This is a genomic window from Streptomyces sp. LZ34, assembly GCF_053890475.1.
This window is the reverse complement of the sequence record NZ_CM132680.1, coordinates 1,548,172-1,573,535: the sequence shown is the minus strand read 5'-3', so window position 1 is coordinate 1,573,535 and position 25,364 is coordinate 1,548,172. Positions and strand designations below refer to the sequence as shown.

Below are 25,364 nucleotides of genomic sequence, written 5' to 3'. Positions count from 1 at the left end.
AAGAAACGTTCCTATCCCGTCAACAGTTCGGTCGTGACTGTGCGGTTCAGCCGCGGGAGACCCGGAACACCACCGTGCCGTGCGCGGGCACCGAGGCGCTGATCGAACCGGTCGTGGTGCTGGTCGCCTTGGACCACAGGTCCTTGAGCCGGTACGAGGACGAGCCGCCGAGGCCGATCGCGGAGGCGGTGGTGGAGATCGTCGCGGTGGACGAGTTCTCGTTGAGCAGGGCGACCGCCCGGTCGCCGTTGGCCAGTTGCTTGGTGTAGACGACCTTGCCGCCGCTGGAGGACGCGATGGTCGCCTGCTTGCCCAGGGTGTCCTGGTCCACCGCGATGAGGTCGGTGTTCTTCAGGATCGACTGGGTGGTGGCGGAGGCGTCGCGGATGTCGCTGCCGATGAGCAGCGGCGCCGCCATCATCGCCCAGAGGCTGAAGTGGGTGCGGTACTCCGTGGCGGTCATCCCGCCGTTGCCGACCTCCAGCATGTCCGGGTCGTTCCAGTGGCCCGGGCCCGCGTACTGCGCGAGGTCGTCGTTGATGTGCACCTTGTCGATCATGCTGGACCACTTGTCGCTGATGTCGCCGGTGGTGCGCCACAGATTCCCGACCGGCTCGCCCCAGGTCCACACCTTGGGGTTGGTCTGGCCCCATTCGCAGATGCTGTACGCGATCTTCCGGCCGCTGGCCGCGAGCGCATCGCGCATGGCCTTGTAGCGCTGCTGGGCGTCCACGCCCTGGTTATTGCAGTTGTCGTACTTGAGGTAGTCCACGCCCCAGGACGCGAACTGCTTGGCGTCCTGCTTCTCGTGGTTCAGCCCCCCGGGGAAGCCGGCGCTGTTGCAGGTCTTGGTGCCGGCGCTGGTGTAGATGCCGAACTTCAGCCCCTTGGAGTGCACATAGTCCGCGACGGCCTTGATGCCGTTCGGGAAGCGGGTGCGGTTCGGCACCAGGTTGCCGTCCGAGTCCCGGCTGGTCTCCGCCCAGCAGTCGTCGATGTTGACGTACTCGTAGCCGACGTCCTTGAGGCCGAGCGAGACGAAGGCGTCGGCGACCCCCTTGACCATGGACTCGTTGAACGAGGAGTCGCAGTGTGTGGCGTTCCAGTTGTTGAAGCCCATGGGGGGCGTGCGGAGCAGGCCGTTGTCCAGCGCGGCGGCCTGACCGGCCCCGGCGGTGAGGGTGAGGGTGATGGCCGCTGCCGCGGTGGTGGCGGTGGCGGTGGCCACCGCGACGAACGAGCGGAGTCTGCCGGATCGTGCGTTTCCTTGCATGATCATCTCCTCCGAACGCATATGAGGCATCCCTGTGTGTTGCATCGCGGAAGGTAGGAGGTGTGGTCTGCCGAGTCAAGGATTGGTACAGGCCAGAAGGTGGGTAAGGGGCGCTCGATGGTCCGTACGCGGGCCAACTGCCTGCGATTATAGGTGACTTGAAGTGTGATATGCCGTCAGGTCGGCGGATAGAGATCGGAGGATTTTTGTGTCCGCCCCATTGACCCGGCCCTGGTGGCTCGCAACTCTTCAACAGAACACCACCCGAACCCACGTCTCGCTCGCCCGGCACCGACAGCTCGGGGAAGGAGTCCCATGAGCCGCAGACCGCGCGGACGTCTCCGCGCCTGGCTGGCCACACTGCTCGCGGTCGGCACCCTCGTCATCGCGGGTCCCGCCCCCGCACGGGCCGAAGTCGTGCACGCGCGGCAGCAGTGGCTGCGCGACTCCCAAGCCGGCCTGTTCCTGCACTGGGGCATGCGCACCTCCCCGGGCTACACCAGCTGCTCCGCCTGGGAGAAGGCGGTGACCGACGGCGGCTGGGACGCCGACTACTGGGTCGGCGAGGCCAAGAAGCTGCACACGAAATACCTGGTGTTGGCCTCCTTTCACAGCCGTCTGGGGTACGCCCGGGCCTGGCCGTCCGACATCCCCGGCAGCTGCTCCACCAAGCGCGACTTCCTGGGCGAGCTGATCGGCGCCGCCGACGCCCAGGGGCTGAAGGTCCTGCTCTATATGACCGACGACCCGCAGTGGCACGACGAGGGCGGCCACGAATGGCTGGACTCGGCCGGGTACTCCGCCCACAAGGGCCGCGATGTCGACCTGACCACGCGCGACGGGTTCGGTGAGTACTCGTACGACAACTTCGTCGAGGTCATGCGGAAGTACCCCAAGCTGTCCGGCCTCTGGATCGACAACGACAACGACTACTGGCTCGACCACGGCCTCTACGAGAAGATCCGCGCGGACCGTCCCGGCTGGCTGCTGAGCAACAACAACGAAGACACGCCGATCATGGACACGGTCAGCAACGAGCAGAAGACCGGCATGACCCCCGCCTATGACTACCCGCAGGCGATCTGGAGCCCCCAGCCCCGGCTGACCGAGGCCTGCTTCAAGCTGCCGAGCAGCGGCGCCTGGTGGTACAGCGGCACCGACTCGACGGTGGACCGCGGTCTCACCCTCGGCCGGCTGATCGCCAACTCGGGTTCCTCCGTCAAGTCGCTGATGGCCGAGACCGCTCAGGTGAACGGCCGGTTCCCGAGCAAACAGGAAGCCTTCAACGACTTTGCCAAGACCTATCTGGACGCCATCTGGGGCTCGCTGAACGGCACCGAGGGCGGCGGCTACAGCTACGGCGGCCTCACGCCCGGAGCCTGGAACGACGGGGCGTACGGCGTGACCACGGTCTCCAGGACGGATCCGGATCAGCACTTCGTGCACGTTCTGACCAAGCCCTCCGGCGCCACCCTGACCGTGCGGGACAACGGCTACCGAGCCAAGCGGATCACCGACTTCCGCACCGGCAAGCAGCTGAGTTTCAGCCAGGGCAACGGCAAGATCAGCATCACCGGGATCGGCGACTGGGACCCGTACGACACGGTCCTCGAGGTCGAGACCGACGGCAGGCAGGGCCTGATCCCCGCCGACTCCATGACCGCGAGCGCCAGCACCTCGGCCGGCGGACACCCGGCCTCCGCCGTCCTCGACGCCAATCCCCAGACGTACTGGGACAACAACACCAAGCTGCCGGTCTCGCTCACCTTCGATCTGCGCTCCGCCAAGAGCATTCAGTACCTGGCCGTCAACCAGCGGGAGTGGTCGGTCGGCTACGCCCGCTCGGACACCGAGCAGTCCGCCCGCATCCGCGGCTACCAGATCCAGGTGTCCAGCGACGGCACCGACTGGGGGAGCGCCGTCAGGACCGGCACCCTCCCCAGCGCCCGCGGCGTGCAGTTCATCGACATCCCCGCCACCACCAAGCGGTACCTCCGGCTCACCGTGGACAGCACCTGGGCCGCCGCCACCGACACCAAGCGCTACCAGAAGCTGCTCATCGACGAGGTGCGGATCGGCTCCGGGTATGCGACGAAGAGCTCATGAGGCCCGGGAACGCCACGTCCCCTCACGTCCCTCCACGCCCCTCCACCCTCCGTGCGGATCCACGGGAAACCGTCCCGCGGATCACCCCCAACACACAGGAAGGCAGGTACGGACATGAACGAAACCGTGCAGCGCAGCGAACCTCAGTCGAGGCGGACGGCGGAGCAGGCACGCCCCCGTATCGAGGAAACGGCCTGGCAGACCCCCGACTACGTGGTCGTGGACACCGCGTTGGAGGTCACCGCCTACTCGCTGACCACCCGCTGACGGCGCCGCCATGCTGCTGTGCGTGCTCGGCACCGCGGCGGGCGGCGGACTGCCTCAGTGGAACTGCGCGTGCCCCGGTTGCTCCGGGGCACGCGCCCACCCCGGCCGGCGCCGCCGCCACGCCTCCCTTGCCGTACGGGCCGCCGAAGGCCACTGGTACCTCGTCAACGCCACCCCCGACCTCGGCGACCAGATCGAGGACTGTCCCGACCTGCACCCCGGGCCGCGGCCCCGCCAGACCCCGCTGGCCGGAGTGGTCCTCACCGACGCGGAACTCGACCACACCCTCGGCATCGCCCGGCTCCGCGAGGCGGCCGGCGGCGTCGACGTACTCGCCACCGCCCCCGTGCGCCGCGCCCTGCTCGACGGCCTGCACCTCGGCGACGTCCTGGGCCCGTACACCACCCTGCGGTGGCGCGGACTCGGCGCCGATCCGCTGCCCCTGGCCGAGGGCTCGCCCCTGACCGTCAGCGCCGTACCGGTGTCCGCCAAACGCCCGCGCTACGCGGCCGACATCGAGACCGACCAGGCCGACCAGGCGGCGGACGAGGGGTGGGTGGTGGCGCTGCGCCTGACCGACCGGGACACCGGCCGGTCCCTCCTCTACGCCCCCGCCCTCGCCGCCTGGTCCGACGCGTTCCAGCGGGCGGCCGCCGAGGCCGACTGCGTGATCGTCGACGGCACGTTCTGGGACGACGAGGAGCCCCGGCGCGCCGGGTTCTCCACCCGCACCGCCACCGGCATGGGACATCTGCCCATCGACGGCCCCGGCGGCACCGCCAAGCGGCTCGCCGAACTTCCGGCCCGCTGCCTCTACACCCACCTGAACAACACCAACCCCCTCGCCGACCCGGCGGCGCCCCAGCACGAGGCGCTGGCCGGGCTGGGTCTCGAGGTGGCCGCCGACGGGATGGTGATCGAGCTGTGAGTGATGCGAGCGATGTGAGCGATGCGAGGGAGTTCGAGGAGCGGCTGCGGACCGTGGCGCGCGAGCGCTACCACGACCGCCACCCCTTCAACGTCCGGATGCACCAGGGCGAGCTGACCCCCGACGAGCTCCGCCGGTGGATCGCCAACCGCTTCCACTACCAGCGCCACATCCCCGTCAAGGACGCCCTGATCACCGCCAAGCTGGACACCTCGGCGCTGCGCCGGATGTGGCTGCGGCGCATCCAGGACCACGACGGCACGACCGAGGGCGAGGGCGGGATAGAGCGGTGGCTCAGGCTCGGCGAGGCCGCGGGCCTGGACCGGTCCCGACTGCTGTCCGGCCGGGACGTGCTGCCGGGGGTGCGACTCGCCGTCGACGGCTACGTCAACTTCTGCCGGCTGCGCTCCCCGCTGGAGGCGGTCGCCGCCTCGCTCACCGAGCTGTCGGCCCCGGACATCATGCGCACCCGCATCGACGCCTTCGAGCGCCACTACCGGTGGATCGACGGCGACGGGCTCGCGTACTTCCGCACCCGCGAGACCCAGGGGCGCCAGGACAGCCGGGAGGCCCTGGAGCTGGTGCTGTCCTGGGCGCGCACCGAGGACGACCGGGAGCGGGCCGTGGCGGCGCTCTCCTTCAAATGCGAGGTGCTCTGGTCGCTGCTGGACGCGGTCGACCACGCCGACCCCAAGGAGGGGCCGTGACCGCCGACCCGCCCACGGCGGTCGACCCCTCCGTAACCGCCGACACCGCGACGGCCGCCACGCCCCGGTGGCGGCCCGCTCCGGCGCCGGCCGTCCACCTCCGCCACGACCGGGTGCGCGCTGTGGACCTGCTGGTGCTGCCCGAGCGGGTCGTGGTGCTGCGCGGCACCGCGGGCGAGATCCTGCGGCTGTGCGACGGCACCCGCGACATCGACACGATCGTCGCCGAACTGGCCGGGCGCTTCCCCGGAGCCCCCGTGGCCACCGAGGTCCCCGCCTTCCTCGGCCGACTGCGGCGGGAGGGCTGGCTGCGATGACCGGCGCACCTCCCCCCTGGGCCATGCTGGCCGAGCTGACCCACGGCTGCCCGCTGCACTGCCCGTACTGCTCCAACCCGCTGGAACTGGTCCGCCGCTCCCGGGAGCTGACCGGCGAGGAGTGGGCGGAGGTGATGCGCCAGGCCGGGGAGCTGGGTGTGGTGCACACCCATCTCTCGGGCGGGGAGCCGCTGCTGCGCACCGACCTGGAGACGATCACCGCGGCCGCCGAGTCCGCCGGGATCTACACCCAGCTGGTCACCAGCGGTGTCGGGCTGACCGCGGCGCGGCTGGCCGCGCTGGTGGACGCGGGGCTGCGCGGCGTCCAGCTGTCCGTGCAGCACGCCGACCCGCGCGCCTCCGACCGCATCGCCGGGCGCCGGTCCTTCACCGACAAGGAGCGGGCCGCCGCACTGGTCCGGGACGCGGGGCTGCCGCTGGGCCTCAACATCGTGCTGCACCGCGGCAACCTCGACGCGCTCGACGACCTGGTGGAACTGGGCGTGTCCTGGGGCGCCCAGCGGATCGAACTGGCCAACACCCAGTTCTACGGATGGGCCCTGCGCAACCGCACCGCTCTGCTGCCCACCCGTGAGCAGCTGGCGCGGGCCCGCGACGCGGTCGAGCGGTGGCGGGAGCGGCTGGGCGGCGCGATGGACCTGGTGTGGGTGGTCCCCGACTACTTCGACGGGGTCGCGAAGCCCTGCATGGGCGGCTGGGGAGCGGTCTCGCTCACCGTGGCGCCCGACGGCACCGCGTTGCCCTGCCCGGCGGCCGCCACGCTTCCCGGCCTGGACCCGCCGAACGTGCGCGACCACCGGCTGGACTGGATCTGGAACCACTCCGGCGCCTTCAACCACTACCGCGGCGAGACCTGGATGAAGGAGCCCTGCCGCAGCTGCGCGCACCGCGCGGCGGACTTCGGCGGCTGCCGCTGCCAGGCGTACGCGCTGACCGGCGACGCGGCCGCCGCGGACCCGGCCTGCGGGCTCTCCCCGCACCACGGCCTGATCCGCGGGCTCACCGGGGCCGCGGGGCCCGGGCAGGACGACACCGCCCCGGCCGGCGCGGCCCAGTCCCGCTACGTCTACCGCAAGCCCGGGCGGGGGTGAGCCCGCCCCGAGTTTGGCGTGGCCGCCCCCGCTTCCGTAAAGTTTCGCCGTTACCCACCCCACCACCTAGGGCACCGCCCTGGAACGGGCGAATCAGAAAGCGGCAGCGGCGAATGACGGTGACTGAAGAGGGCCGGGCCGAGAAGGCGGGCATCGACCCGGAGCGTCTGGCGACCTGCCTGAGCGTGCTCGAAGAGCTCGACCGGCTGCCAGTCGACCACCCCGATGCGATCGCGGTGCGCCGAGCCACCTCCGGCATCTACCGGACGGTCAAGCAGCGCAGGCGCCAGGAGCGCCGGGCCGCGAAGACGGCCCACGACAAGGCGGTCACCGAGGCCACGGCCACCGGCGCCGCCGACCGCATCGACGACGAGACGCTGGGCCGCGCCCTCAGCAGCTCGGTGACCACCCCGATCGCGGGCATCCTTCAGCGGCCCCGGTCCTGCTACACCTGTAAGGCCCGCTATGTCGAGGTCGACGCCTTCTACCACCAGCTCTGCCAGAGCTGCGCCGCCGAGAACCGGGCCCGCCGCGACGCGCGCACCGACCTCACCGGGCGCCGGGCGCTGCTCACCGGCGGCCGGGCGAAGATCGGCATGTATATCGCGCTGCGGCTGCTGCGCGACGGCGCGCACACCACCATCACCACGCGTTTCCCGAATGACGCGGTCCGGCGCTTCAAGGCCATGCCGGACAGCGGGGAGTGGCTGCACCGGCTGAAGATCGTCGGTATCGATCTGCGGGACCCGGCCCAGGTGGTCGCGCTGGCCGACTCGGTGAGCGCGGCCGGCCCGCTGGACATCCTGATCAACAACGCCGCGCAGACCGTGCGCCGCACGCCAACCGCGTACGCGGGGCTCATAGCGGGCGAATCGGCCCCGCTGCCCGCCGGAGAGCTGCCCGAGTCCGTCGTCCTGGGCGCGTTCGGCAGTGGCGCGCAGGCGGCCCTGCCGGGGCCGGCAGCCGCGCGGGAGGGCGCGCTGAGCGCGCAGGACCTCACCGCCCTCGCCCTGACCAGCGGCTCCGCCTCGCCCGCGCGGATCGAGGCGGGGACCGCGATCGACGCGGGCGGGCTGGTGCCCGACCTCGACGACACCAACACCTGGATCCAGCGGGTGCACGAGGTGGACCCCGTCGAGCTGCTCGAGGTGCAGCTGTGCAATGAGACGGCGCCGTTCATCCTGGTCAGCCGGTTGCGCCCGGCGATGGCGGCCTCGCCCGCGCGGCGGAAGTACGTGGTGAACGTGTCCGCCATGGAGGGCAAGTTCAGCCGCGGCTACAAGGGCGCGGGCCACCCGCACACCAACATGGCCAAGGCCGCCCTCAACATGCTGACCCGCACCAGCGCCCGCGAGCTGTTCGAGACCGACTCCATCCTGATGACCAGCGTCGACACCGGATGGATCACCGACGAGCGGCCGCACCCCGACAAGATGCGGCTGGCGGCCGAGGGCTTCCACGCCCCGCTCGACCTCGTCGACGGCGCGGCCCGCGTCTACGACCCGATCGTCCGGGGCGAAGGAGGCGAGGACCTCTTCGGCTGCTTCCTGAAGGACTACGCCCCCACGGACTGGTAACGCCCCGGAGACTGCCGCAGCGGCTCAAGGGCGCGGCGCCACGTACGCGCTCCAGCCGCCGGTGCCGGGCAGAGCGTGCCGCGTCCAGCCGCGACCGGCACCGGCCGGGCGGGCCGCTCGGCCGGGGGCCGCTCATGGGCGCTTCGCGGCCGTCGTGGGGGCCACGGTGGCCGGGCGGGGTGCGGCGAGCCAGCGGCGGGCCACGCTTCCCACGCGGCGCCGCGCCCGGGCCCGGCCGCGTTCCCAGCCGCGGGAGAGACGGCTTGCCGCCAGGTCCTCGAAGAGGCGCCCGTAGCGCTGGGCGATCGGCTCGGGGTCGTAGGCCTCCGCGCTCTTCAGGGCCGCCGCGCCCATGGCCCGGCGGGCCGGGGCGTCGGCGATGAGGTCCAGGAGCGCGGCGGCGAGGGCGTCCTTGTCGCCGGTGGGGACGAGCCGGCCGGTGGCCCCGTCCCGGATGATCTCCGCGGGGCCGAGCGGGCAGTCGGTGCTGACGACGGGGACACCGCAGCGCATCGCTTCGACGATCGTCATGCCGAAGGACTCCGCGTCCGAGGCGACCGCGACCAGCGACGCCTTGGCGAACTCCGCCTCGATCGGCGAGTGCGGCCCCATCAGCCGTGCGCTCTCCGACAGGCCGAGCCGGTCGATGAGGGCCCGCAGCCGGTCCTCCTCGGTGCCTCCGCCGTAGATCCGCAGGCGCCAGTCGGGGTGCTTGTCCACGACCGCCGAGAACGCCTCGATCAGCAGGTCGAAGCGCTTGCCGCGGACCAGCCGGCCGGCCGCGGCGATGACCGGGGCGGTGCCGTCCGAGGGGCCGACGGGGGGCCTGGGGACGCTGTTGGGGATGGCGAGGGTCCGTACGCCCGGCAGGGGCATCTTCGCCCGGTAGACCGCCGCGTCCGCCTCGGTCGTCGTGACGACGGCGTCGAGTGTGCGGTAGTGGCGGGCGAGCTCGGCCCGCAGCGCCTTGCCGTGCGCGTCGTGCCGCAGGTGCTCCTGGGCGATGCGCAGGGCGCGGCGCGGGGCGAACCGGGCTATGTAGACATTGAGGCCGGGGCGGGTGCCGACGATCACATCGGCGTCGCCGGTGCGCAGATACTCCGCGACCCGCTCGTCGTGCAGCCGGCTGTACTGGCGGTGCCGCTTCTCGGCGGCGGGAAAGTCCCGGGCGGGCTCGCCGAACCGCGGGTCCTGCGCGTCGAGGCCGCTCGGACGCGTGTCGACCAGCGGGACGAGCCGTACCCGGGGGTCCACGGTGAAGCGCGGCGTCTCACGGTGCCGCTGCATCGAGACGATCTCCACATCGTGCCGCTCGGCCAGGGCCGCCGCCAGGTTCAGCGTGGTTCTGATCGTCCCGCCGATCGCGTAGACGTTGTGGAGCAGGAATGCGATCTTCATGTGATGTCTTTCCGGCCGGTGACAACACCGGACACCATGGCCGGGCACGGTAAGCCGGCCGCGAGAACAAGGTGAGAGCCGGGTAAGAAGCCAGGCGACGGGGTGCTCCGCGGCGCCCGCACCCCGCACGGCTTGGCAGACTCGGGGTGTGACGACGTACAACACCGTGCTGCTCGCCGAGGACGACCGGGCCATCCGCCACGCATTGGAGCGCGCCCTGTCCCTGGAGGGCTACCGGGTCACCGCGGTCCCCGACGGCATCGAGGCGCTGGCCGCCGCCCACCGCGAGCGCCCGGATGTGATCGTGCTGGATGTGATGATGCCGGGCCTGGACGGGCTACAGGTGTGCCGGGTGCTGCGCGCGGAAGGGGACCGTACCCCGATCCTCATGCTGACCGCCCGGGTGGAGACCGCCGACCGGATCGAGGGGCTGGACGCGGGCGCGGACGACTACGTGGCCAAGCCCTTCGACGTGGACGAGGTCTTCGCCCGGCTGCGCGCCCTGCTGCGCCGCGCCGCCCCCGCCCCCCGGGCGGCCGAGGAGGAGAGCGGGCCGGACGACGGCACGGAGGAGGTGGCGGATCTGCGCCTGGACCCCTCGGCCCGGCGCGTCTGGCGGGCCTGCGAGGAGCTGGAGCTCACCCGCACCGAGTTCGACCTGCTGGAGCTGCTGGTGCGCAACAGCGGCATCGTGCTGGACCACGCCACGATCTACGACCGCATATGGGGCTATGACTTCGGCCCCGGATCGAAGAACCTCGCCGTCTACATCGGCTACCTGCGGCGCAAGGTGGACCAGCCCGGGCTGGTCCCGCTCATCCACACCGTACGGGGCGTCGGCTACACCCTCAGGGAGGCCTGACCGTGCCGCTCCCGCGCCCGCGGCGCCCCAGGTCCAGCCTGCGCATCACCTTCGCGATCTCCTTCGCGGCGGTGGCCGCCGCCGTCACGCTCCTGGTCGGCTTCCTCAGCTACGACGCCGCGGCGGGGCTGGTGCGGGTCGACCAGCAGACCGTCTTCACCGAGGTCATCCACGACCTGCGGAACCAGGTGAGGCAGCAGCCGCTCGGCTACGCGGACTTCGTCTCCGCCGACCCCGACCACGACGGCCCACGCGACGACCTGCGCCGCCCGACCCGTACCGACCTCCAGATCCTCCGACCCACGGGCGCCGTCGCCGACGCCGGGAGCCCCGCCCTGCCCGTGGGCGCCGCCGAACGCCGGATGGCGGCGTCCCGTACGGCGGGCCTGGTGTCGCGGCGGGACGTCGAGATCGGCGAGGAGCGGTTCCGGATGGCCACCGTCTCGCTCGGCGACGGCCGGGGCGCGGTGCAGGTCGCGCAGCAGTCCAGCGACATCGAGGACCTGCTGCGGGACCTCCAGAAGCGCACGGCGCTGTTCGTCGGCGCGGCCATCGTCGCGGCCGGGGTGGCCGGATGGTGGCTGGCGGGGCGGATCACCCGGCGTCTGGTGCGGCTGACCGGGGTCGCCGAGAGCGTGACGGTCACCGGGCGGATGGATGTGGCGGTGCCGGTCGCCGGGGAGGACGAGGTGGGCCGGCTGGGGCGGGCCTTCGACGGCATGCTCGGACAGCTCGCGCGCTCCAAGGACGACCAGCGGCGGCTGGTCCAGGACGCCGGGCACGAGCTGCGCACCCCGCTCACCTCGCTGCGGACCAACATCGCGCTGCTGCGCCGCTTCGAGGAGCTGCCGCCGGCGGCCCGCGAGGAGCTGCTGGCCGACCTCAAGGGGGAGACCCGGGAGCTGACCGACCTGGTCAACGAGGTGGTGAGCCTGGCGGCCGGGCAGGGCGACGACGAGCCGCGCGTCGCCACCTCGCTCGGCGAGGTGGCGCACCGGGCCGCCGGTCTCGCCCGCCGCCGCACCGGCCGGGAGATCACCGTGACCGCGGACGACACCGTCCTGGAGGGCCGCCCGGCGGCCCTCCAGCGCGCCATCACCAATCTGGTGGAGAACGCGGCCAAGTTCGACCAGGACGGCACCGCGCCCATCGAGGTGGTCGTCGGGGACGGCCGGGTGGCGGTCCTCGACCGCGGGCCCGGCGTGGCCGAGGAGGACCGCCACCGGGTCTTCGACCGCTTCTACCGCGCGCCCGGGGCGCGCAGCCTGCCCGGCTCCGGTCTCGGCCTGGCCATCGTCCGGGAAGTGGCCGCCGCGCACGGCGGCACGGTCTTCGCCGAGCGGCGGCCGGGCGGCGGCGCGGTGATGGGCTTCACGGTCACCGACGCCGCGCGCCGGGCGTGAGGTGTGTCAGGGCTTGCGGGCCACCCCCGCCCAGAAGGAGACCTCCTCGTCGGTGACCGTGACGGGGCCGTCGGGCCACCACCGGTGCGGCGGCACAATGCCCGGCTCGATGAGCTCCAGACCGTGGAAGAACTTCTCGATCTCGCTCTTGGTGCGCAGCTGGGCCTCGATGCCGCCCTTGCGGTAGATCGCGACCGCCGCGTCCACGCTCGCCTGGTCGAAGTCCGGTGAGCTGTGGCTGATCTCGAGATAGCTGCCCGAGGGCAGAGCGTCCATCAGCCGCTCCACGATCTCGTATGTCCCGTACTTGTCGGGGACGAAGTGCAGCGTCGCGTTGATCGACAGAGCCACGGGTTCGCTCAGGTCGAGCGTCTCCAGCAGCTCCGGCGAGCCCAGGATGGACTCGGGCTCGCGGATGTCGGCCTCGATGTAGGCGGTGCGCCCCTCGGGGGTGCCGTTCAGCAGGGCCTGGGCGTACGCCAGCACGATCGGGTCGTTGTCGGTGTAGACGACCCGGGCGTCCGGGGCGATGCTCTGGGCGACCTGGTGGAGGTTGGGCTCGGTGGGGATGGCGGTGCCGATGTCCAGGAACTGCCGGATCCCCGCCTCGCTCGCCAGCCAGCGGGTCGCCCGGTGCATAAAGGCGCGGTTGCTCCGGGCACACGGGATGATGCCCGGATAGACCTCCATCACCTTGCGGGCGGCTTCCTCGTCGACCTGGTAGTGGTCCTTGCCGCCGAGGTAGTAGTCGTACATCCGGGCCGAGTGCGGCTTGGTGGTGTCGATGCTCAGACGGGTCATGGGGGTCATGGGGTTCATGGCTTGCGCGCCACTCCCGTCCACATGGATATGTCCGCGCTGCGGATGGCCTCGGGGCGCTCGTCGGGATCGGGCTTCCAGTAGTGCGGTTCCGAGACGCCGGGGTCGACGAGTTCCATGCCCTCGAAGAAGCCCGCGACCTCGTCCTTGGAGCGGGTGATGAAGGGGATCCCGTTCTCCTTGTAGACCTCGATGACGTTTCGCCAGGTCTCCGCCGAGAAGTCGTGCGTGGAGTGCGACATCATCAGGTAGCTGCCCGAGGGGAGGGCGTCCATCAGCTCGCGGACGATCTCGTACGGCTTCTGCTCCTCCGGGATGAAGTGGAAGAGCGCGTTGACGGACATGGCCACCGGCTTGCCCAGGTCCAGCGTCTCGAGCAGTTCGGGAGCCGTGATGATCTTCTGGGGCTCCCGGACATCGGCCTCGACATAGGCGGTACGGCCCTCGGGGGTGCCGTTCAGCAGGGCCTGGGCGTACGCCAGCACGATCGGGTCGTTGTCGGTGTAGACGACCCGCGCGTCGGGGGCCACGCTCTGGGCGACCTGGTGGAGGTTGGGCTCGGTGGGGATGCCGGTGCCGATGTCCAGGAACTGCCGGATCCCCGCCTCGCTCGCCAGCCAGCGGGTCGCCCGGTGGATGAAGCCCCGGTTGATGCGGGCGTTGAGCTTGACGGTCGGGTGGACGGCCAGGACCTTGGCGGCGGCCTGCGCGTCCACCTCGTAGTGGTCCTTGCCGTCGAGGTAGTAGTCGTACATCCGGGCCGAATGCGGCTTGGTGGTGTCGATCCGGCCGTGTGCGACGCCGTGCTGCTCGCTCATGCGGCCCTCCGTTCTGCTGCGGTACCCGCCGAGGTGGTCAGGTTCGGTTCTGTACGGGTGGTGAGGAGGAAGTCCGCGGCGCCGGCCTTGGCGCCCTGGATGAACTTCTCGATCTCAAGAGGGGTGTAGATCAGCGCGGGGCCGTCGGGGTCGGTCGACTGGCGCAGCGCCACGCGGCCGTCGCTCAGCTTCAGGACCTCGACGCAGGCGCCGCCGTTGGGGCCGCTCCAGGGCTTGCGCCAGCCTTCCGCACCGAGGTGCTTGGCAGGCATACCGTTGTAAATGTGATCCACCTGATCCACGGTCAGAGCTCCTTGCGAATCTCACGGAGGAAGGCCTCCGTGCGTCGCGCCGGTGTGGCCTGGGTGCCCATTCGGTCGAGGGCCTCCAAGTAGGCGGCCACGTCCGCGCGTTCGTCGAGATACGCCGCACCGGTCAGTCCCTCGCTGTAGACGATGTCCGGCAGTTCCGGGATCTGGAACCGGAAGAGCTGGAACGGTCCGCCCATGCCCGGGTGCGGTCCGGCGGTGAACGGCACCACTTGCAAGGTGACGTTCGGCATCTGGATCGCCTCGATGAGGCGGTCGATCTGCGCGCGCATGACGTCCGGGCCGCCGATGGGCAGGCGGAACACCGGCTCGTCCATGACGACCCACAGATGAGGTCCGTTGGGTCGTGTGAGAAGTTCTTGACGCTCCATCCGCAGGGCGACCCGTCGGTCGAGCTCCTTGGTGTCGGCCTGCGGGAATCCGATGGTCAGCAGCGCTCGTGCGTAGTCTTCGGTCTGCAGCAGTCCGGGGATGAAGTGGGGCTCGTACGCGCGGATACGGCTCGCCGCGCCCTCAAGGCTCACATAGAGGCTGAACCAGTCCGGCAGCACATCGCGGAAGCGGTGCCACCAGCCGGGTCTGTTGGCGTCCTCGGCCAGGGAGAGGAAGGCGTCGACCTCCTCCTGCTCGGCTCCGTAGGTCTGCAGCAGCTTCTCGACATACGGCAGCTTCAGGCCGACCTCGGCCTTTTCCATCCTGCGCACCGTCGTCTGATTGACGTGCAGCGCTCTGGCGGCCTGGTCGTAACTGACGCCGGCTTTCTCGCGAAGATCCCTCAAGCGCATGCCGAGGACCATCTGCCCGACAGTCGGGGCAGACCGCGCTTCACCCACGCCTTACCTCCTCGGACGGTCTTGTGGGCCTCAGTGTGCCATGCTCGGGATGAACCCGAACAGAGTGCTCTGGCTATTCTGCATTTTGCAGAACGCCGCTTGCCAACTGACGCGTACACCACCGATAGTGATGGGGTGACTGGGCCCAATGTGGCTGACGTGTCGCCGACTTGCGGCATGCGAACCCCCCACCGTTAGACGGAAGGCGAACGGCCATGGCACTGCCTCAACGCATGACGATGGCCCGCCCCGTGCCTCCCGGCGGGTTCGACGCCGGGGTCCGTCAGGAGAGGTTCCAGCTGCCCGCGCAGGGCGCGTCCGTGGCCGCCGCCCGCCGCCGGGTCCGCTCCCGGGTGCCGGTGTGGGGTTTCTGCGACGACGTGTGCGACGCCGCGGAGCTGGTGATGTCCGAGCTGTTCACCAACGCCCTCGTACACACCGGCAGCGAGCAGATCCTCTGCGTCCTGCGCGCGGAGGCGCCGCGCACGCTGTACGTCGAGGTGGCCGACCAAGGCGGCGCGTCGGCCGGACCGGCCCCGCGCCAGGCGGGCGCGGAGGACGAGGGCGGACGGGGGCTCGCGCTGGTGCGGGCCATGGCCGCGGCGTGGGGGGACCGGCCGGGGCTGGACGGCGGCCGGGTGGTGTGGGCCCAGCTGAGCGCGGTGCTCTGACACCGCGCGGCTCTCCTGCCTGCTCCCTCCCGGATCCGTGCCGCCGGGCGTGCCGGGCGGCGGGAGCCCGGCCTGATCCACAAGGCACGGCCTACCATGGCCGGGTGCCCGTCCCACGTCGCCGTCTTCTGACGCTCACGGCCGGCGCCCTCGCGACCGGCGCCCTCCAGGGATGCTCCGGCGACGGCCCGTCCGGCCGGGTCCGGCTGGCCACAGGCCCGCGGGGCGGGCCGTACGCGATCTTCGGCAGCCGGCTGGCCGACGAGGTGCACCGGGCCCACGACCGGCTCACCGTGCGCGTGCTCACCACCGCGGCGAGCGTGGAGAATCTGCGCATGCTGGCCGACGGCCGGGCCGATCTGGCCCTGTCCCTCGCGGACAGCGCGGCCGACGCCACCGCGGGCCGCGGCCTCTTCCAGCGGCCGGAGCCGGTCGCGGCGCTCGCCCGGCTGTATCTCAACTACCTGCATCTCGTCGTGCCCGCCGACTCGCCGATCAAGGCGCCGGACCAACTGGCCGGGCACACGGTGTCCCTCGGCGCCGCAGAGTCCGGCACCTCGGTGACCGCCGGGCGGGTGCTCGCCGCGGCGGGCGTGCGCCGCGTCCGCTCCGTACAGCTGGGCCTCGGCGAGTCCATCGCGGCGCTGGTCGGGCGGGAGGTGGCCGCGTTCTTCTGGTCGGGCGGCGCGCCGACCCGGGCGATAGCCCAACTGGCCCGGCGCCGGCCCGTGCGCCTGGTGCCGCTCGGCGGCCTCGCCCCGGCGCTGCGCCGCGAGCACGGTCCCGTCTACGAGAGCGGCTCCATCCCCGCCGGGGTCTACGGCCTGCGCGCCCCGACCCCCACCGTCGGCACCCCCAGCTATCTGGTCTGCCGCACCGGCCTCGCGGCGGACACGGCGCGCGCCGTCACCGGCGTCCTCTTCGAGGCCCGCGCCCGCCTCCCCGTCCCGGACGCCCCCGGCAGCCGGCTCGACGAACGGTACGCGATCGGCACGGGGACGGTGCCGCTGCACCGGGGGGCGGCGGCGTACTACCGCGCGGTCTACGGCTGAACGCTCCGGGGGCCCGGCACGCCCCCGCTACGCCTCACGCAGGCGTAGCTCGACCACCAGGCCGTGCGGCGTGGCAGGCCGCAGGGACAGCTCGCAGTCGGCGGCGCGGGCCAGTTCCGAGGCGATGGCCAGGCCGAGCCCGCTGCCGGGGACGTTGCCGTGGCCGGGGGAGCGCCAGAAGCGGCCCAGGGCCGCCTCGAGCTGCTCGGGCTCGAGCCCCGGGCCGTCGTCGGCGATCCGCAGCACGCCTGCCTCCAGACGGACCGTGACCGTGCCGCCGGGCGGTACGAACTTCGAGGCGTTGTCCAGGGCGATGTCGGCGATCCGGGCGGCCGCGGCGGGCAGCGGCGCGGCGGACGGGCCGGCGTCGTCGAGCTCCACGGTCAGGGTCAGCTCGCGCGCCGCGTACACGTCGTGCCAGATGGCCAGCCGCCCGCGCAGCGCCGCGCGGGCGATCGGTTCGGGGGCCGCCGTGCCGGCCTCGACCCGGGCGAGCGTCAGCAGGTCCTCCATGAGCCGCCCCAGCCGGTCGACTTCGGCCAGGGCCTCGGCGAACTCCTCGGTGCCGTCCTTCGTCAGATGCGGCTCCAGGTTTTCCAGCCGCAGCGACAGCACGGTCAGCGGGGTGCGCAGCTCGTGGGAGGCGTCCGCGACGAAGGCGCGCTGCCGCTCCAGGGCGGCCGAGACCGCGTCGGCCATCGCGTTGAAGCGGCGCTCCAGGAGCCGTAGCTCGGCCGGGCCGCGGCCGCCGTCGCGCACCCTCGCGTCCATCCTGCCCTCGGCGATGGCGCGGGTGGTGAGGTCCAGCTCGGTCACCGGGCGCAGGATCCACCGCGCCAGCCTGCGGGCGGCGATCAGGGCGCAGAGCACGGCGATCACCGAGCCGGCCACGACCGCGGCCCATACGAGCGTCACATCGCGCCTGGCCGCCGCCGTGGACACCTTCATGACCACCACGCCGAAGACCTGCGCGTCCCGCCCCACCGGCTCCGCGACCACGGCCGAGGCGGGGCCGAAGGGGGTGACCAGGGGCAGGCCGGCGGTGGTGCGGCCGGACAGCGCGCGCTCGGCGGGGTCCTTGGACCAGGCCCCGCCGCCCGCCACCCGCCGGCCGTCCCGGTCGCGGATCTCCACCGCGGTGCCGTACAGCTCGTGGTAGCGGGACACCTCCTGGACGAGTCCGGTGGTGTCCCCGTCGCGGATCGCCTGGTCGGCCAGTTCGGAGAAGCGGGTGGCGTCCGCGCGCCGCTCCAGCAGCAGCTTGCCGGTGCGGTGCGAGGAGTACGCCAGGGAGAACGGCACGGCGAGCGCGGTCACCAGGCAGGCGATCAGCACCGTGTAGACGGTCAGGATCCTCAGCTGCATCCGCCGGTTCCCAGGCGGTACCCGGTGCCGCGCAGCGTCTCCACCAGCCAGGGGCAGCCGGTCTTGGACCTGATCCCGGCGATGTGCACGTCCAGCGAGCGGGAGGCCGACAGCAGCAGGTCCCCCCACACCGCGTCCAGGATCTCCTCCCGGCTGCGGACGACGCCGGGCTCGCGGGCGAGCAGGGCCAGTACGTCGAACTCCCGGCGGGTGAGGGCGACCGGCCGGCCGTCCACCTCCAGCTGCCGGGCGGCCAGGTCGATGCGCACGCCGCCCACGGCCACCACCGTGCCGGGCGCGGAAAGGGGGCGGGTGCCCCGCCGTACGACGGCGTCCATGCGGGCGACCAGCTCGGCCGTACGGAACGGCTTGACCAGGTAGTCGTCCGCGCCCCCGCGCAGCCCGCGCAGCACATCCCGCTCCTCGGACCGGGCGGTGAGCACGATGACGGGGACGGCGGAGGCGCGGCGCAGCCGGCGCAGCGCCTCCAGGCCGTCCATGTCGGGCAGCCCCAGGTCGAGCAGGACGAAGTCGGCGCCGTCCTTGAGCCGCAGGGCGTCGTCCGCGCGGCCGGCGCGGACGACCTGGTGCCCCAGCCGGTCCAGCGCGGCGGTCAGCGCGGCCGCCAGCCGGTCGTCGTCTTCGACCAGGAGAATGTGCATGGGCGTAAGGGTAAACATCCCCTTTCAGGTCAGGCAGGGGCCAGGTCAGACAGGGGTGCGCGCCGCCCGCTCGGATGTGGCCGGCTCGTCGGCGCGGGCCTTCGTGAGGGAGGTGTCCCGGGTCTCCCGCATGGTGAGGTAGACGATCAGTGACACGGCCGCGCAGCCCGAGACATACCAGTAGAACCCGGACTCCGCGTCGGCGTTCTTGAACCACAGCGCCACATACTCCGCGGTGCCGCCGAACAGGGCGTTGGCGATCGCGTACGGCAGGGCGACGCCCAGCGCCCGGACGTGGGTGGGGAACAGCTCGGCCTTCACGACGGCGTTGATGGAGGTGTAGCCGGTGACGACGACCAGCGCGGCGAGCGAGAGCAGCAGCGCCCCGCCGAAGGAGTCGGTGTGCGACAGCGCGGTCATGATGGGCACGGTGGCCAGCATCGAGCCGACTCCGAAGGTGATCAGCAGCGGGCGTCGGCCGATCCGGTCGGACAGCGCCCCGGCCAGCGGCTGTAGCAGCATGAACACGAACAGGGCGCAGAAGCTGACCAGCGAGGCGTCGGACTTGCTCAGCCCCGCCGTGTTGGACAGGTACTTGGTGAGATAGGTCGTGTAGGTGTAGTAGGCGACCGTGCCGCCCATGGTCAGCGCGATGACGAGGAGGGCCTCCTTGCGGTGGCGCAGCAGCTCGCCGATGGTCCCGCGCTCGTTCGTCCGGTGGGAGCCGGCCTCCTCGTACACCTCGGTCTCCAGCAGGTTGCGCCGCAGCCAGAAGACCACGGCCGCGGCCACGGCCCCGACGATGAACGGGATGCGCCAGCCGTAGGAGTGCAGCGAGTCGTCGGACATGGTGCGCTGGAGCACGATCAGCAGGCCCAGGCCGATCAGCTGGCCCGCGGTCATGGACACGTACTGGAAGCTGGAGACGAAGCCGCGGCGGCCGGGCTGGGAGGCCTCGGTCAGATAGGTGGCGCTGGCCGCGTACTCGCCGCCGACCGACAGGCCTTGCAGCAGCCGGGCCACCAGCAGCACCACCGCGCCGAAGTAGCCGACCTGGTCGTAGGTGGGCGCGATGGCGATGAGCAGCGCGCTGGCCGACATCAGGGTCACGGTGAGGGTGAGCGCGGCCTTGCGGCCGCGCCGGTCGGCGTAGCGGCCCAGCAGCCAGCCGCCGACGGGGCGCATGAAGAAGCCGACGGCGAAGATGCCGGCCGTGTTGAGCAGCTGCGCCGTGGGGTCGCCCTTGGGGAAGAAGGCTGAGGCGAAGTAGGTGGCGAAGCTGGCGTAGACGAACCAGTCGAACCACTCGACCAGGTTTCCGATCGAGCCGCCGAGCACGGCACGCCATGGTGTGCGGGCCTGTGGTGCGGAGGATTTGACGGACATGGGGCCTCCTCGAGCATGCGGGTGGATGGCGGCCCGCCCGAGGACGCCGCCGCGGGTGGCAGCTTGGGCGCGGAAGGCGGCGGCGTACAGACCCCCGGGGCCAGAGCTAACCTCCGCTTAACACAGACCCTTGACGAGGTGTGGGGCCCTTGGGACTGTGGTGATTCCGATTGACTTCTGTTTGCTTGTGTTCGAAGTTTCGGACTTCGGGAGGCAGCCATGAGTGGCATGTCAGCACGGGGCGAGTCAGCACGGAGCACGTCGGCACGGAGCACGTCGGCACGGAGCGAGTCGTACGGACGTAGAAGATTCCTCAGCACGGCCGCCGCCCTCGGCGGGGCCGCGGCCCTGACCGGATGGCCGCGCGCCGCGGCCGCTGCCCCGGCCGCGACCTGGGAGGACGTCATCAACGGCTCCTTCGGGAGCTACGGCGCCTTCGAGGCGGAGTGGAACTATCTGTACCCCTGGGGCTCCGACCACAATGGCAGCGCCCGGATGTACGGCAGCGCGAGCGACCACAACCACATCTATCTCGGCTCCGGCGTGCTGACCTTGAAGGCGAGCCGGATCACCTGGGACGAGGGAACCAGCTCCTCCTCCCCGCATCTGCCGATCCGCTACCACTCGGGCGCGGTGCACGCCAAGAACCAGATCGTGGTGACCAACCAGTTCCCCGACTACGAGGTGAAGGGCGAATTCCAGGCGCCGAACGGCGCGGGGACCTGGCCGGCCTTCTGGCTGACGGGGGTCAACAGCTGGCCACCGGAGAGCGACATTCTGGAATTCAAGGGGAACTCCAACAACTGGTTCAATACCTTCCGCACTTCCTCGGACGTGTCGAGCACGATTGTCGGGGTGTCGTCACCGGGTAACTGGAACACGTATCGAGCCTGGATCACCAAGGTGAACAACACCGACGTCGACATTCACTACTACCTCGACGGGACCTGGAAAGCGGTCCACCGCGGGGCGGGTTTCGTCGGAAAACCCCTGTGGCTCATCATCAACCTCCAGATGGAGGGCTCCTCGGGGTCCTCGGGCCCCAGCGGGGACACGTATTACCGGGCCCGGAACGTATATGTGGGCCGCAACCGCACGTCCTGAAAACCCCCGGGCACGAGGCGGCGGCTTCCGGGGATCATTCCCGGAAGCCGCCGCCTCACCTGCACGCCGACTGATGACGGCAGTTGTCGGAGGCGTCCTCCAGAGCCGCCATCCGCTGTTTTCCCCAGGCTCCCAGCGGCTTCAGCGCCGTATTGAGATCCTCGCCCAGCTCGGTGAGTGAGTACTCCACCTTCGGCGGCACCTGGTCGTAAATCTCCCGGTGGACGATGCCGTCCGCCTCCAGCTCCCTCAGCTGCTGGGTCAGCACCTTTTCGCTCACCCCCGGAACCAGCCGCTTCAATTCACCGAACCGGCACCGCTGGGAATTGAGCGCCCAGATGATCAGCACCTTCCACTTGCCGCCAATGACGTCCACGGCCGCGTCCAGGCCACAGACATATGGCCGCTTCTTTATGAACCCATCCACACTGACCTCAAGGTAAGTACGCACTTTTTTATCGGTACTTGCCCACACTACAGCGGGCGGCAAGGCTGGGACAGGCGCGCCGAGACCGATACGAGCAGCAGCATTGAGCAACGGGAGCACCCGACATGAGCGACACACCCGTCACCGTCCTCGGCCTGGGCGACATGGGCACGGCGCTGGCTCGCGCCCTCCTGAAGGCGGGATTCCGGACCACCGTGTGGAACCGTACGGCCGCTAAGGCCCAAGCCCTCGTCCCCGAAGGCGCGCTGCACGCGGCGACGGTCGCCGAGGCCGTCGAGGCGAGCCCGCTGGTGGTGGCGTGCCTGCTGGACTACGAGTCCGTGCACGACACCCTCGCCCCGGTGGCCGGGGCGCTGGCCGGCAAGACCGTGGCCAACCTGACCAGCGGCACCCCGCGGCAGGCCCGTGAGACGGCCGCGTGGGCGGCGGACCAGGGGGCCGACTACCTCGACGGCGGCATCATGGCCGTGCCCCCGATGATCGCGACCCCCGCCGCCTTCGTGCTCTACAGCGGATCCCGGGACGTGTTCGAGACCCACCGGGCGTCGCTGGACGCCCTGGCGCGGAGCGAGTACCTGGGCGAGGACGCCGCGCTGGCCCCGCTGTACGACATCGCCCTGCTCAGCGGGATGTACGGCATGTTCGCCGGAATCCTGCACGCCTACGCGTTGATCCGCAGCGAGGACATCAAGGCGGCCGACTTCGCCCCGATGCTGGGCAACTGGCTGAACAGCATGTCGGGCGCCGCGGCCGGCTTCGCCACCCAGATCGACCAGGGCGACTACGCCCAGGGCGTGGTCTCCAACCTGGCCATGCAGGCGGCCAGTTACCACCATCTCCTCGAGGCCGCCGAGGACCAGGGCGTCAGCCCCGAACTGCTCGCCCCGCTCGCGCCGCTGATGACCCGGCGGGTCGCCGACGGCCACGGCCACGAGGACATCTCGGGCCTGGTGGAGCTGCTCCGCACGCGGCCGTGAGCCGGACCCCGCCCGGCCCATCGGCCCATGCGATGAACCCCTAACGCTGGTCCTGGAGGACGGCCTCGCCGCGGGCGGACCGCCGCTGGTCGCGTGAGCGGCGGCCGGGGGAGCGGCGGTCGGGCGGCAGGCGGTCGTCGGCGCCGCGTGCCGGGCGGGGGATACGGGGGAGTCGGCGCGGGCGGGCGGCGCCCGCGCCGGGGCCGCCGGTCTCGTCGTCCGGCTCCCGCGGCTCGGGTCCCTCGCCCGTCCCGTCCGTGCCGTCTGTCCCGCCCGCCGGGTCCGTCTCGCGCGCCGAGTCCGTCTCGCCGGGCCGCGGGGCGCCCTCTGCCCCGGCCGGGTCCGCCGCCTGCGCCGACGCCTCCACACCGTGCACGGTCAGCATGACCAGACCGGTGCCCGCGACCAGCGCCGCCACCAGGGCCAGCAGGGTGCCGGGCGTGCCGTGGCGGAAGTGCTCGCCCAGCGCGGCGACGCCGATGGCCGTGGCGACCACGGGGTTGACCACGGTCGCCGTCGCCAGCGGGGCGGCGAGCCCCGCGCCCCGGTAGGACGCCTGGGACAGCAGCACCCCGGCCCCGGCCAGCAGCCCGATCATCGCCAGGCTGGGCAGCGCCGAGGCCCACCCGCCGAACTCCAGCTTCTCCCACTCCAGCTCCACGGCGACGTTCTTGGTGAACACCGACGAGACGCCGAAGGCGGTCCCCGCGGCCGCGGCCAGCAGCACGCTGCGCACACCGGGGCGGCGCGACCAGCGCGCGGCCAGGGCCAGCACGGCGATCACGCTCACCGTGACCACGGCCACCGCGATCCGGTCGTGCTCCGCCAGCGCCGTGGCCCCCGACGAACCGCTCAGCGAGAGCAGCCCGGCCAGCCCCGCGGTGGCCAGCACCGCGCCCCGCCACCCGGCCGCGCCGACCGGGCGCCGCACGAACACCGCGGCCATCGGCAGCGCGAAGACGATGGTCAGCGCGCCCAGCGGCTGCACCACGCTCAGCGGCCCGTACGCCAGCGCCACCACATGGAGGACCGCACCGGTCCCGTTGAGCACCACCGCGGTCCACCAGCGGCCGCGGCGCAGCGCTGCGTACGGGCGGGGCGGCGTCGTCGCCGCGACGTGCTCCTGGAGTATGGCGCCGGCGGCGTAGCAGACCGCCGAGACCAGGGCCAGGAGCACGGAGAGAGCCAGGGAGGTCACGTCAGGGCCCCCAGGGCCGGTCGGTCGTCGTCCATGTCCCTCACGATGACGTGTTTCGCCCGCCGCGTCGTCGTCCCTGAGCCCCCATTGTGCGTACTACCGGCGCAGTACGGCCCGCCGGAAGCGCGCCGTCGCGGCCGCCGTACGGGCGCGCTGCGCCAGCTCGTTCTGGGGCGCGGCCGGGCGGTAGACGGTCAGGGCACCGGGCCGCTTCTCGAGCACCAACGCCTCGGCGGGGAACGGGGCGACCTCGCCGTCGTAGGCGCGGACGTCCACCCCGTGCAGGCCCGACAGGTTCAGCCGGCGCAGCCGCCGGGTCGCCACCACCCGGGACCGCCCCAGCGTGCCGGTGAGGGCCGCGGCCAGCAGCCGGGTGCGGGCCAGCGGCTGGTCCCCGTCCACGGCCCGGACGTCCAGCAGCCCGTCGTCGAGCCGTTCGCGGTACGCCGGGGCGAAACCCTCGGGGGAGTAGCGGCAGTTGCCGACGAACAGCACCCACAGCCGCCGCCTGCGGCCGTTCACCTCGATCTCCATGGGTGTGGCGGCGCGCAGCACGCGGGCGAGCGCGACCGCGGCGGCCGGCCACTTGCCGAGCCGGCCCTCCATGCTCTCGCGGGCCCGCACCAGCTCGGGATACATCCCCAGGCTGAAGGTGTTGACGAAGTGGCCGTCCGGCCCGTCGCCCGGGAGCGGGGTGACGCGGGCCAGGTCCACGGCGACGGCGTCGCCCTCGGTCACGGCGTGCACCGTGTCCTCGATGGCGGGCACCCCCACGTCCAGGGCGAAGTGGTCGAAGGTGCCGCCGGGGAAGACGGCCAGCGGCAGCCCGCGCTCGGCGGCCAGCGCGGCCGCCGCGTTGACGCTGCCGTCCCCGCCGCAGATCCCCAGCGCCCCGCCCCGCTCGGTGGCGCGCCGGGCGGCCCGGTCCAGCAGCGCCCCCAGGTCCTTCTCCGGCTCGCACTCCAGGATTTCCGCGGCGGGCAGCAGCGCGCGCAGCTGCTCGGCGGGGGTCAGCGCGGCCCCCGTGACACCGATGCCGGCCTGGCGGTTGACGACCACCACCAGCCCGTCGCCCTGGGGCAGCGCCGGGGCCGAGACCCGCGGCCGGGCCCGCGCCGGGGTCTGCGGCCGCGGCGGCCACCAGCGGCAGGTGAGCGCGGCGGCGCCGACGCCCAGGGCGAGCCCCGCGAGGACGTCGCTGGGGTAGTGCACGCCGACGTACACCCGGGAGAAGGCCACCGCGGCGGCGAGCGGGGCGACGAGGATCCCGTACCCGGTGGACTCCAGGGCGACCCCGGTGGCGAAGGCGGCCGCGGAGGCCGAGTGCCCGGAGGGGAAGGAGCTCGACCACGGCTGCTTGGTCAGCCGGCGGATCAGCGGCACGCCGTCGATGACCGGACGGCGGCGGTCCACGGTCCACTTGACCACGGTGTTGGTCGCGAACGAGGCGGCGGCGAGCGCCCCGACGCCCCGCAGCGCGGCCCGCCGCGCGGTCCGGCCGCCGACGGTGGCGAGCACCCCGGCCGTGCCGAACCACAGCCGGCCGTGGTTGGCGGCGTGGGTGAGCCCCGGCAGCAGGGGGTGGGCGCCGCGCAGCCGGCCGGCCGCGACCCGCGCGAACAGCCGTCGGTCAAGATCGCTGATGAATCTCATGGGACATGGGTATCCGGAACGGCCGCCCGCACGCCACTCCCGTGCGCGCGGACAGCCGGTCCGCCCCTCCGTATTCCCCTCCGTACGCTCCTCCGGACC

24 protein-coding genes and 1 pseudogene are annotated in these 25,364 nt (G+C 72.1%); 13 read left to right on the top strand and 12 right to left on the bottom strand.

The window, feature by feature from the left end:
- Nucleotides 1-55: 55 nt before the first annotated feature.
- Nucleotides 56-1,279 (bottom strand): annotated as a pseudogene (locus ACWY4P_RS05640) (glycoside hydrolase family 27 protein); the annotation flags it as partial.
- Between the two features lie 309 nt (nt 1,280-1,588).
- Between ACWY4P_RS05640 and ACWY4P_RS05635 the strand changes: the two are divergent.
- The 7 genes from ACWY4P_RS05635 to ACWY4P_RS05605 all read left to right on the top strand — a co-directional run bounded on the left by ACWY4P_RS05635 (nt 1,589) and on the right by ACWY4P_RS05605 (nt 8,287).
- Nucleotides 1,589-3,379, top strand: a complete 1,791-nt coding sequence (locus ACWY4P_RS05635; RefSeq protein WP_456209018.1) for a discoidin domain-containing protein — start codon at nt 1,589-1,591, stop codon at nt 3,377-3,379.
- A 114-nt stretch (nt 3,380-3,493) separates the two neighbouring features.
- Entirely contained in the window at nt 3,494-3,646 is a 153-nt protein-coding gene (gene pqqA / locus ACWY4P_RS05630; protein ID WP_456209017.1) for a pyrroloquinoline quinone precursor peptide PqqA, read from the top strand.
- Nucleotides 3,647-3,656: 10 nt separating this feature from the next.
- Complete coding sequence (gene pqqB / locus ACWY4P_RS05625; protein WP_456209016.1) at nt 3,657-4,574, top strand: pyrroloquinoline quinone biosynthesis protein PqqB; 918 nt, start codon at nt 3,657-3,659, stop codon at nt 4,572-4,574.
- On the top strand, nt 4,571-5,281 hold the full coding sequence (gene pqqC / locus ACWY4P_RS05620) for a pyrroloquinoline-quinone synthase PqqC (RefSeq protein WP_456209015.1): 711 nt from the start codon (nt 4,571-4,573) through the stop codon (nt 5,279-5,281). The genes pqqB and pqqC overlap by 4 nt, the downstream gene beginning before the upstream one ends.
- Entirely contained in the window at nt 5,278-5,598 is a 321-nt protein-coding gene (pqqD, locus tag ACWY4P_RS05615) for a pyrroloquinoline quinone biosynthesis peptide chaperone PqqD (RefSeq protein ID WP_456209014.1), read from the top strand. The genes pqqC and pqqD overlap by 4 nt, the downstream gene beginning before the upstream one ends.
- Nucleotides 5,595-6,710: a pyrroloquinoline quinone biosynthesis protein PqqE gene (gene pqqE / locus ACWY4P_RS05610; RefSeq protein WP_456209013.1), complete on the top strand. Its 1,116-nt coding sequence runs from the start codon at nt 5,595-5,597 to the stop codon at nt 6,708-6,710. Before pqqD ends, pqqE begins: the two co-directional genes overlap by 4 nt.
- A 113-nt stretch (nt 6,711-6,823) precedes the next feature.
- The gene (locus ACWY4P_RS05605) at nt 6,824-8,287 is read left to right on the top strand and encodes an SDR family NAD(P)-dependent oxidoreductase (protein WP_456209012.1); all 1,464 of its coding nucleotides are present in this window, start codon (nt 6,824-6,826) and stop codon (nt 8,285-8,287) included.
- 132 nt (nt 8,288-8,419) lie between these two features.
- Here ACWY4P_RS05605 and ACWY4P_RS05600 read toward each other — a convergent pair whose 3' ends face one another.
- The gene (locus tag ACWY4P_RS05600; protein ID WP_456209011.1) at nt 8,420-9,685 is read right to left on the bottom strand and encodes a glycosyltransferase family 4 protein; all 1,266 of its coding nucleotides are present in this window, start codon (nt 9,683-9,685) and stop codon (nt 8,420-8,422) included.
- Between the two features lie 148 nt (nt 9,686-9,833).
- On the opposite strand from ACWY4P_RS05600, the gene ACWY4P_RS05595 reads away from it, so the two are divergent.
- Both ACWY4P_RS05595 and ACWY4P_RS05590 read left to right on the top strand, forming a co-directional pair.
- Nucleotides 9,834-10,547 carry a response regulator transcription factor gene (locus ACWY4P_RS05595; protein ID WP_456209010.1) on the top strand — a complete coding sequence of 238 codons (714 nt, stop codon included), beginning with the start codon at nt 9,834-9,836 and terminating at the stop codon, nt 10,545-10,547.
- A 2-nt stretch (nt 10,548-10,549) separates the two neighbouring features.
- On the top strand, nt 10,550-11,950 hold the full coding sequence (locus ACWY4P_RS05590) for a HAMP domain-containing sensor histidine kinase (protein ID WP_456209009.1): 1,401 nt from the start codon (nt 10,550-10,552) through the stop codon (nt 11,948-11,950).
- A 6-nt stretch (nt 11,951-11,956) separates the two neighbouring features.
- On the opposite strand, the gene ACWY4P_RS05585 is transcribed toward ACWY4P_RS05590, so the two are convergent.
- The 4 genes from ACWY4P_RS05585 to ACWY4P_RS05570 are packed head-to-tail and all read right to left on the bottom strand — an operon-like array spanning nt 11,957 to nt 14,749.
- Nucleotides 11,957-12,751, bottom strand: a complete 795-nt coding sequence (locus ACWY4P_RS05585) for an SAM-dependent methyltransferase (protein ID WP_456209008.1) — start codon at nt 12,749-12,751, stop codon at nt 11,957-11,959.
- A gap of 14 nt (nt 12,752-12,765) precedes the next feature.
- The gene (locus ACWY4P_RS05580; RefSeq protein ID WP_456209007.1) at nt 12,766-13,587 is read right to left on the bottom strand and encodes an SAM-dependent methyltransferase; all 822 of its coding nucleotides are present in this window, start codon (nt 13,585-13,587) and stop codon (nt 12,766-12,768) included.
- Nucleotides 13,584-13,859, bottom strand: coding sequence for a DUF397 domain-containing protein (locus tag ACWY4P_RS05575; protein ID WP_415925440.1), 276 nt, complete (start codon nt 13,857-13,859; stop codon nt 13,584-13,586). Before ACWY4P_RS05575 ends, ACWY4P_RS05580 begins: the two co-directional genes overlap by 4 nt.
- A 32-nt stretch (nt 13,860-13,891) precedes the next feature.
- Nucleotides 13,892-14,749, bottom strand: a complete 858-nt coding sequence (locus ACWY4P_RS05570) for a helix-turn-helix domain-containing protein (RefSeq protein ID WP_456209006.1) — start codon at nt 14,747-14,749, stop codon at nt 13,892-13,894.
- A gap of 215 nt (nt 14,750-14,964) precedes the next feature.
- Here ACWY4P_RS05570 and ACWY4P_RS05565 point away from each other — a divergent pair, with 215 nt between their 5' ends.
- Nucleotides 14,965-15,420, top strand: coding sequence for an ATP-binding protein (locus tag ACWY4P_RS05565; protein ID WP_456209005.1), 456 nt, complete (start codon nt 14,965-14,967; stop codon nt 15,418-15,420).
- A gap of 104 nt (nt 15,421-15,524) precedes the next feature.
- Nucleotides 15,525-16,472 (top strand): TAXI family TRAP transporter solute-binding subunit, encoded by a 948-nt coding sequence (locus tag ACWY4P_RS05560; RefSeq protein WP_456209004.1) that lies wholly within the window; start codon nt 15,525-15,527, stop codon nt 16,470-16,472.
- A 27-nt stretch (nt 16,473-16,499) separates the two neighbouring features.
- On the opposite strand, the gene ACWY4P_RS05555 is transcribed toward ACWY4P_RS05560, so the two are convergent.
- From ACWY4P_RS05555 to ACWY4P_RS05545, 3 genes are read right to left on the bottom strand one after another with little or no spacing between them, the layout of a single operon-like run.
- Nucleotides 16,500-17,837 (bottom strand): sensor histidine kinase, encoded by a 1,338-nt coding sequence (locus ACWY4P_RS05555; RefSeq protein WP_456209003.1) that lies wholly within the window; start codon nt 17,835-17,837, stop codon nt 16,500-16,502.
- Nucleotides 17,828-18,499: a response regulator transcription factor gene (locus ACWY4P_RS05550; RefSeq protein ID WP_456209002.1), complete on the bottom strand. Its 672-nt coding sequence runs from the start codon at nt 18,497-18,499 to the stop codon at nt 17,828-17,830. The genes ACWY4P_RS05555 and ACWY4P_RS05550 overlap by 10 nt, the downstream gene beginning before the upstream one ends.
- Before the next feature lie 45 nt (nt 18,500-18,544).
- The gene (locus ACWY4P_RS05545; protein WP_456209001.1) at nt 18,545-19,885 is read right to left on the bottom strand and encodes an MFS transporter; all 1,341 of its coding nucleotides are present in this window, start codon (nt 19,883-19,885) and stop codon (nt 18,545-18,547) included.
- Between the two features lie 219 nt (nt 19,886-20,104).
- Here ACWY4P_RS05545 and ACWY4P_RS05540 point away from each other — a divergent pair, with 219 nt between their 5' ends.
- A complete protein-coding gene (locus tag ACWY4P_RS05540) occupies nt 20,105-20,989 on the top strand; it encodes a glycoside hydrolase (RefSeq protein WP_456209000.1) in 885 nt (294 codons plus the stop codon).
- A gap of 55 nt (nt 20,990-21,044) precedes the next feature.
- Here the strand turns inward: ACWY4P_RS05540 and ACWY4P_RS05535 are convergent, their stop codons facing one another.
- Nucleotides 21,045-21,404 (bottom strand): winged helix-turn-helix transcriptional regulator, encoded by a 360-nt coding sequence (locus ACWY4P_RS05535; protein WP_456212828.1) that lies wholly within the window; start codon nt 21,402-21,404, stop codon nt 21,045-21,047.
- A 137-nt stretch (nt 21,405-21,541) separates the two neighbouring features.
- Here ACWY4P_RS05535 and ACWY4P_RS05530 point away from each other — a divergent pair, with 137 nt between their 5' ends.
- Complete coding sequence (locus ACWY4P_RS05530; protein WP_456208999.1) at nt 21,542-22,414, top strand: NAD(P)-dependent oxidoreductase; 873 nt, start codon at nt 21,542-21,544, stop codon at nt 22,412-22,414.
- A 40-nt stretch (nt 22,415-22,454) separates the two neighbouring features.
- On the opposite strand, the gene ACWY4P_RS05525 is transcribed toward ACWY4P_RS05530, so the two are convergent.
- The gene (locus tag ACWY4P_RS05525; protein ID WP_456208998.1) at nt 22,455-23,612 is read right to left on the bottom strand and encodes a DMT family transporter; all 1,158 of its coding nucleotides are present in this window, start codon (nt 23,610-23,612) and stop codon (nt 22,455-22,457) included.
- Nucleotides 23,613-23,708: 96 nt separating this feature from the next.
- The gene (locus tag ACWY4P_RS05520; protein ID WP_456208997.1) at nt 23,709-25,265 is read right to left on the bottom strand and encodes a phosphatase PAP2 family protein; all 1,557 of its coding nucleotides are present in this window, start codon (nt 25,263-25,265) and stop codon (nt 23,709-23,711) included.
- Nucleotides 25,266-25,364 lie beyond the last annotated feature (99 nt).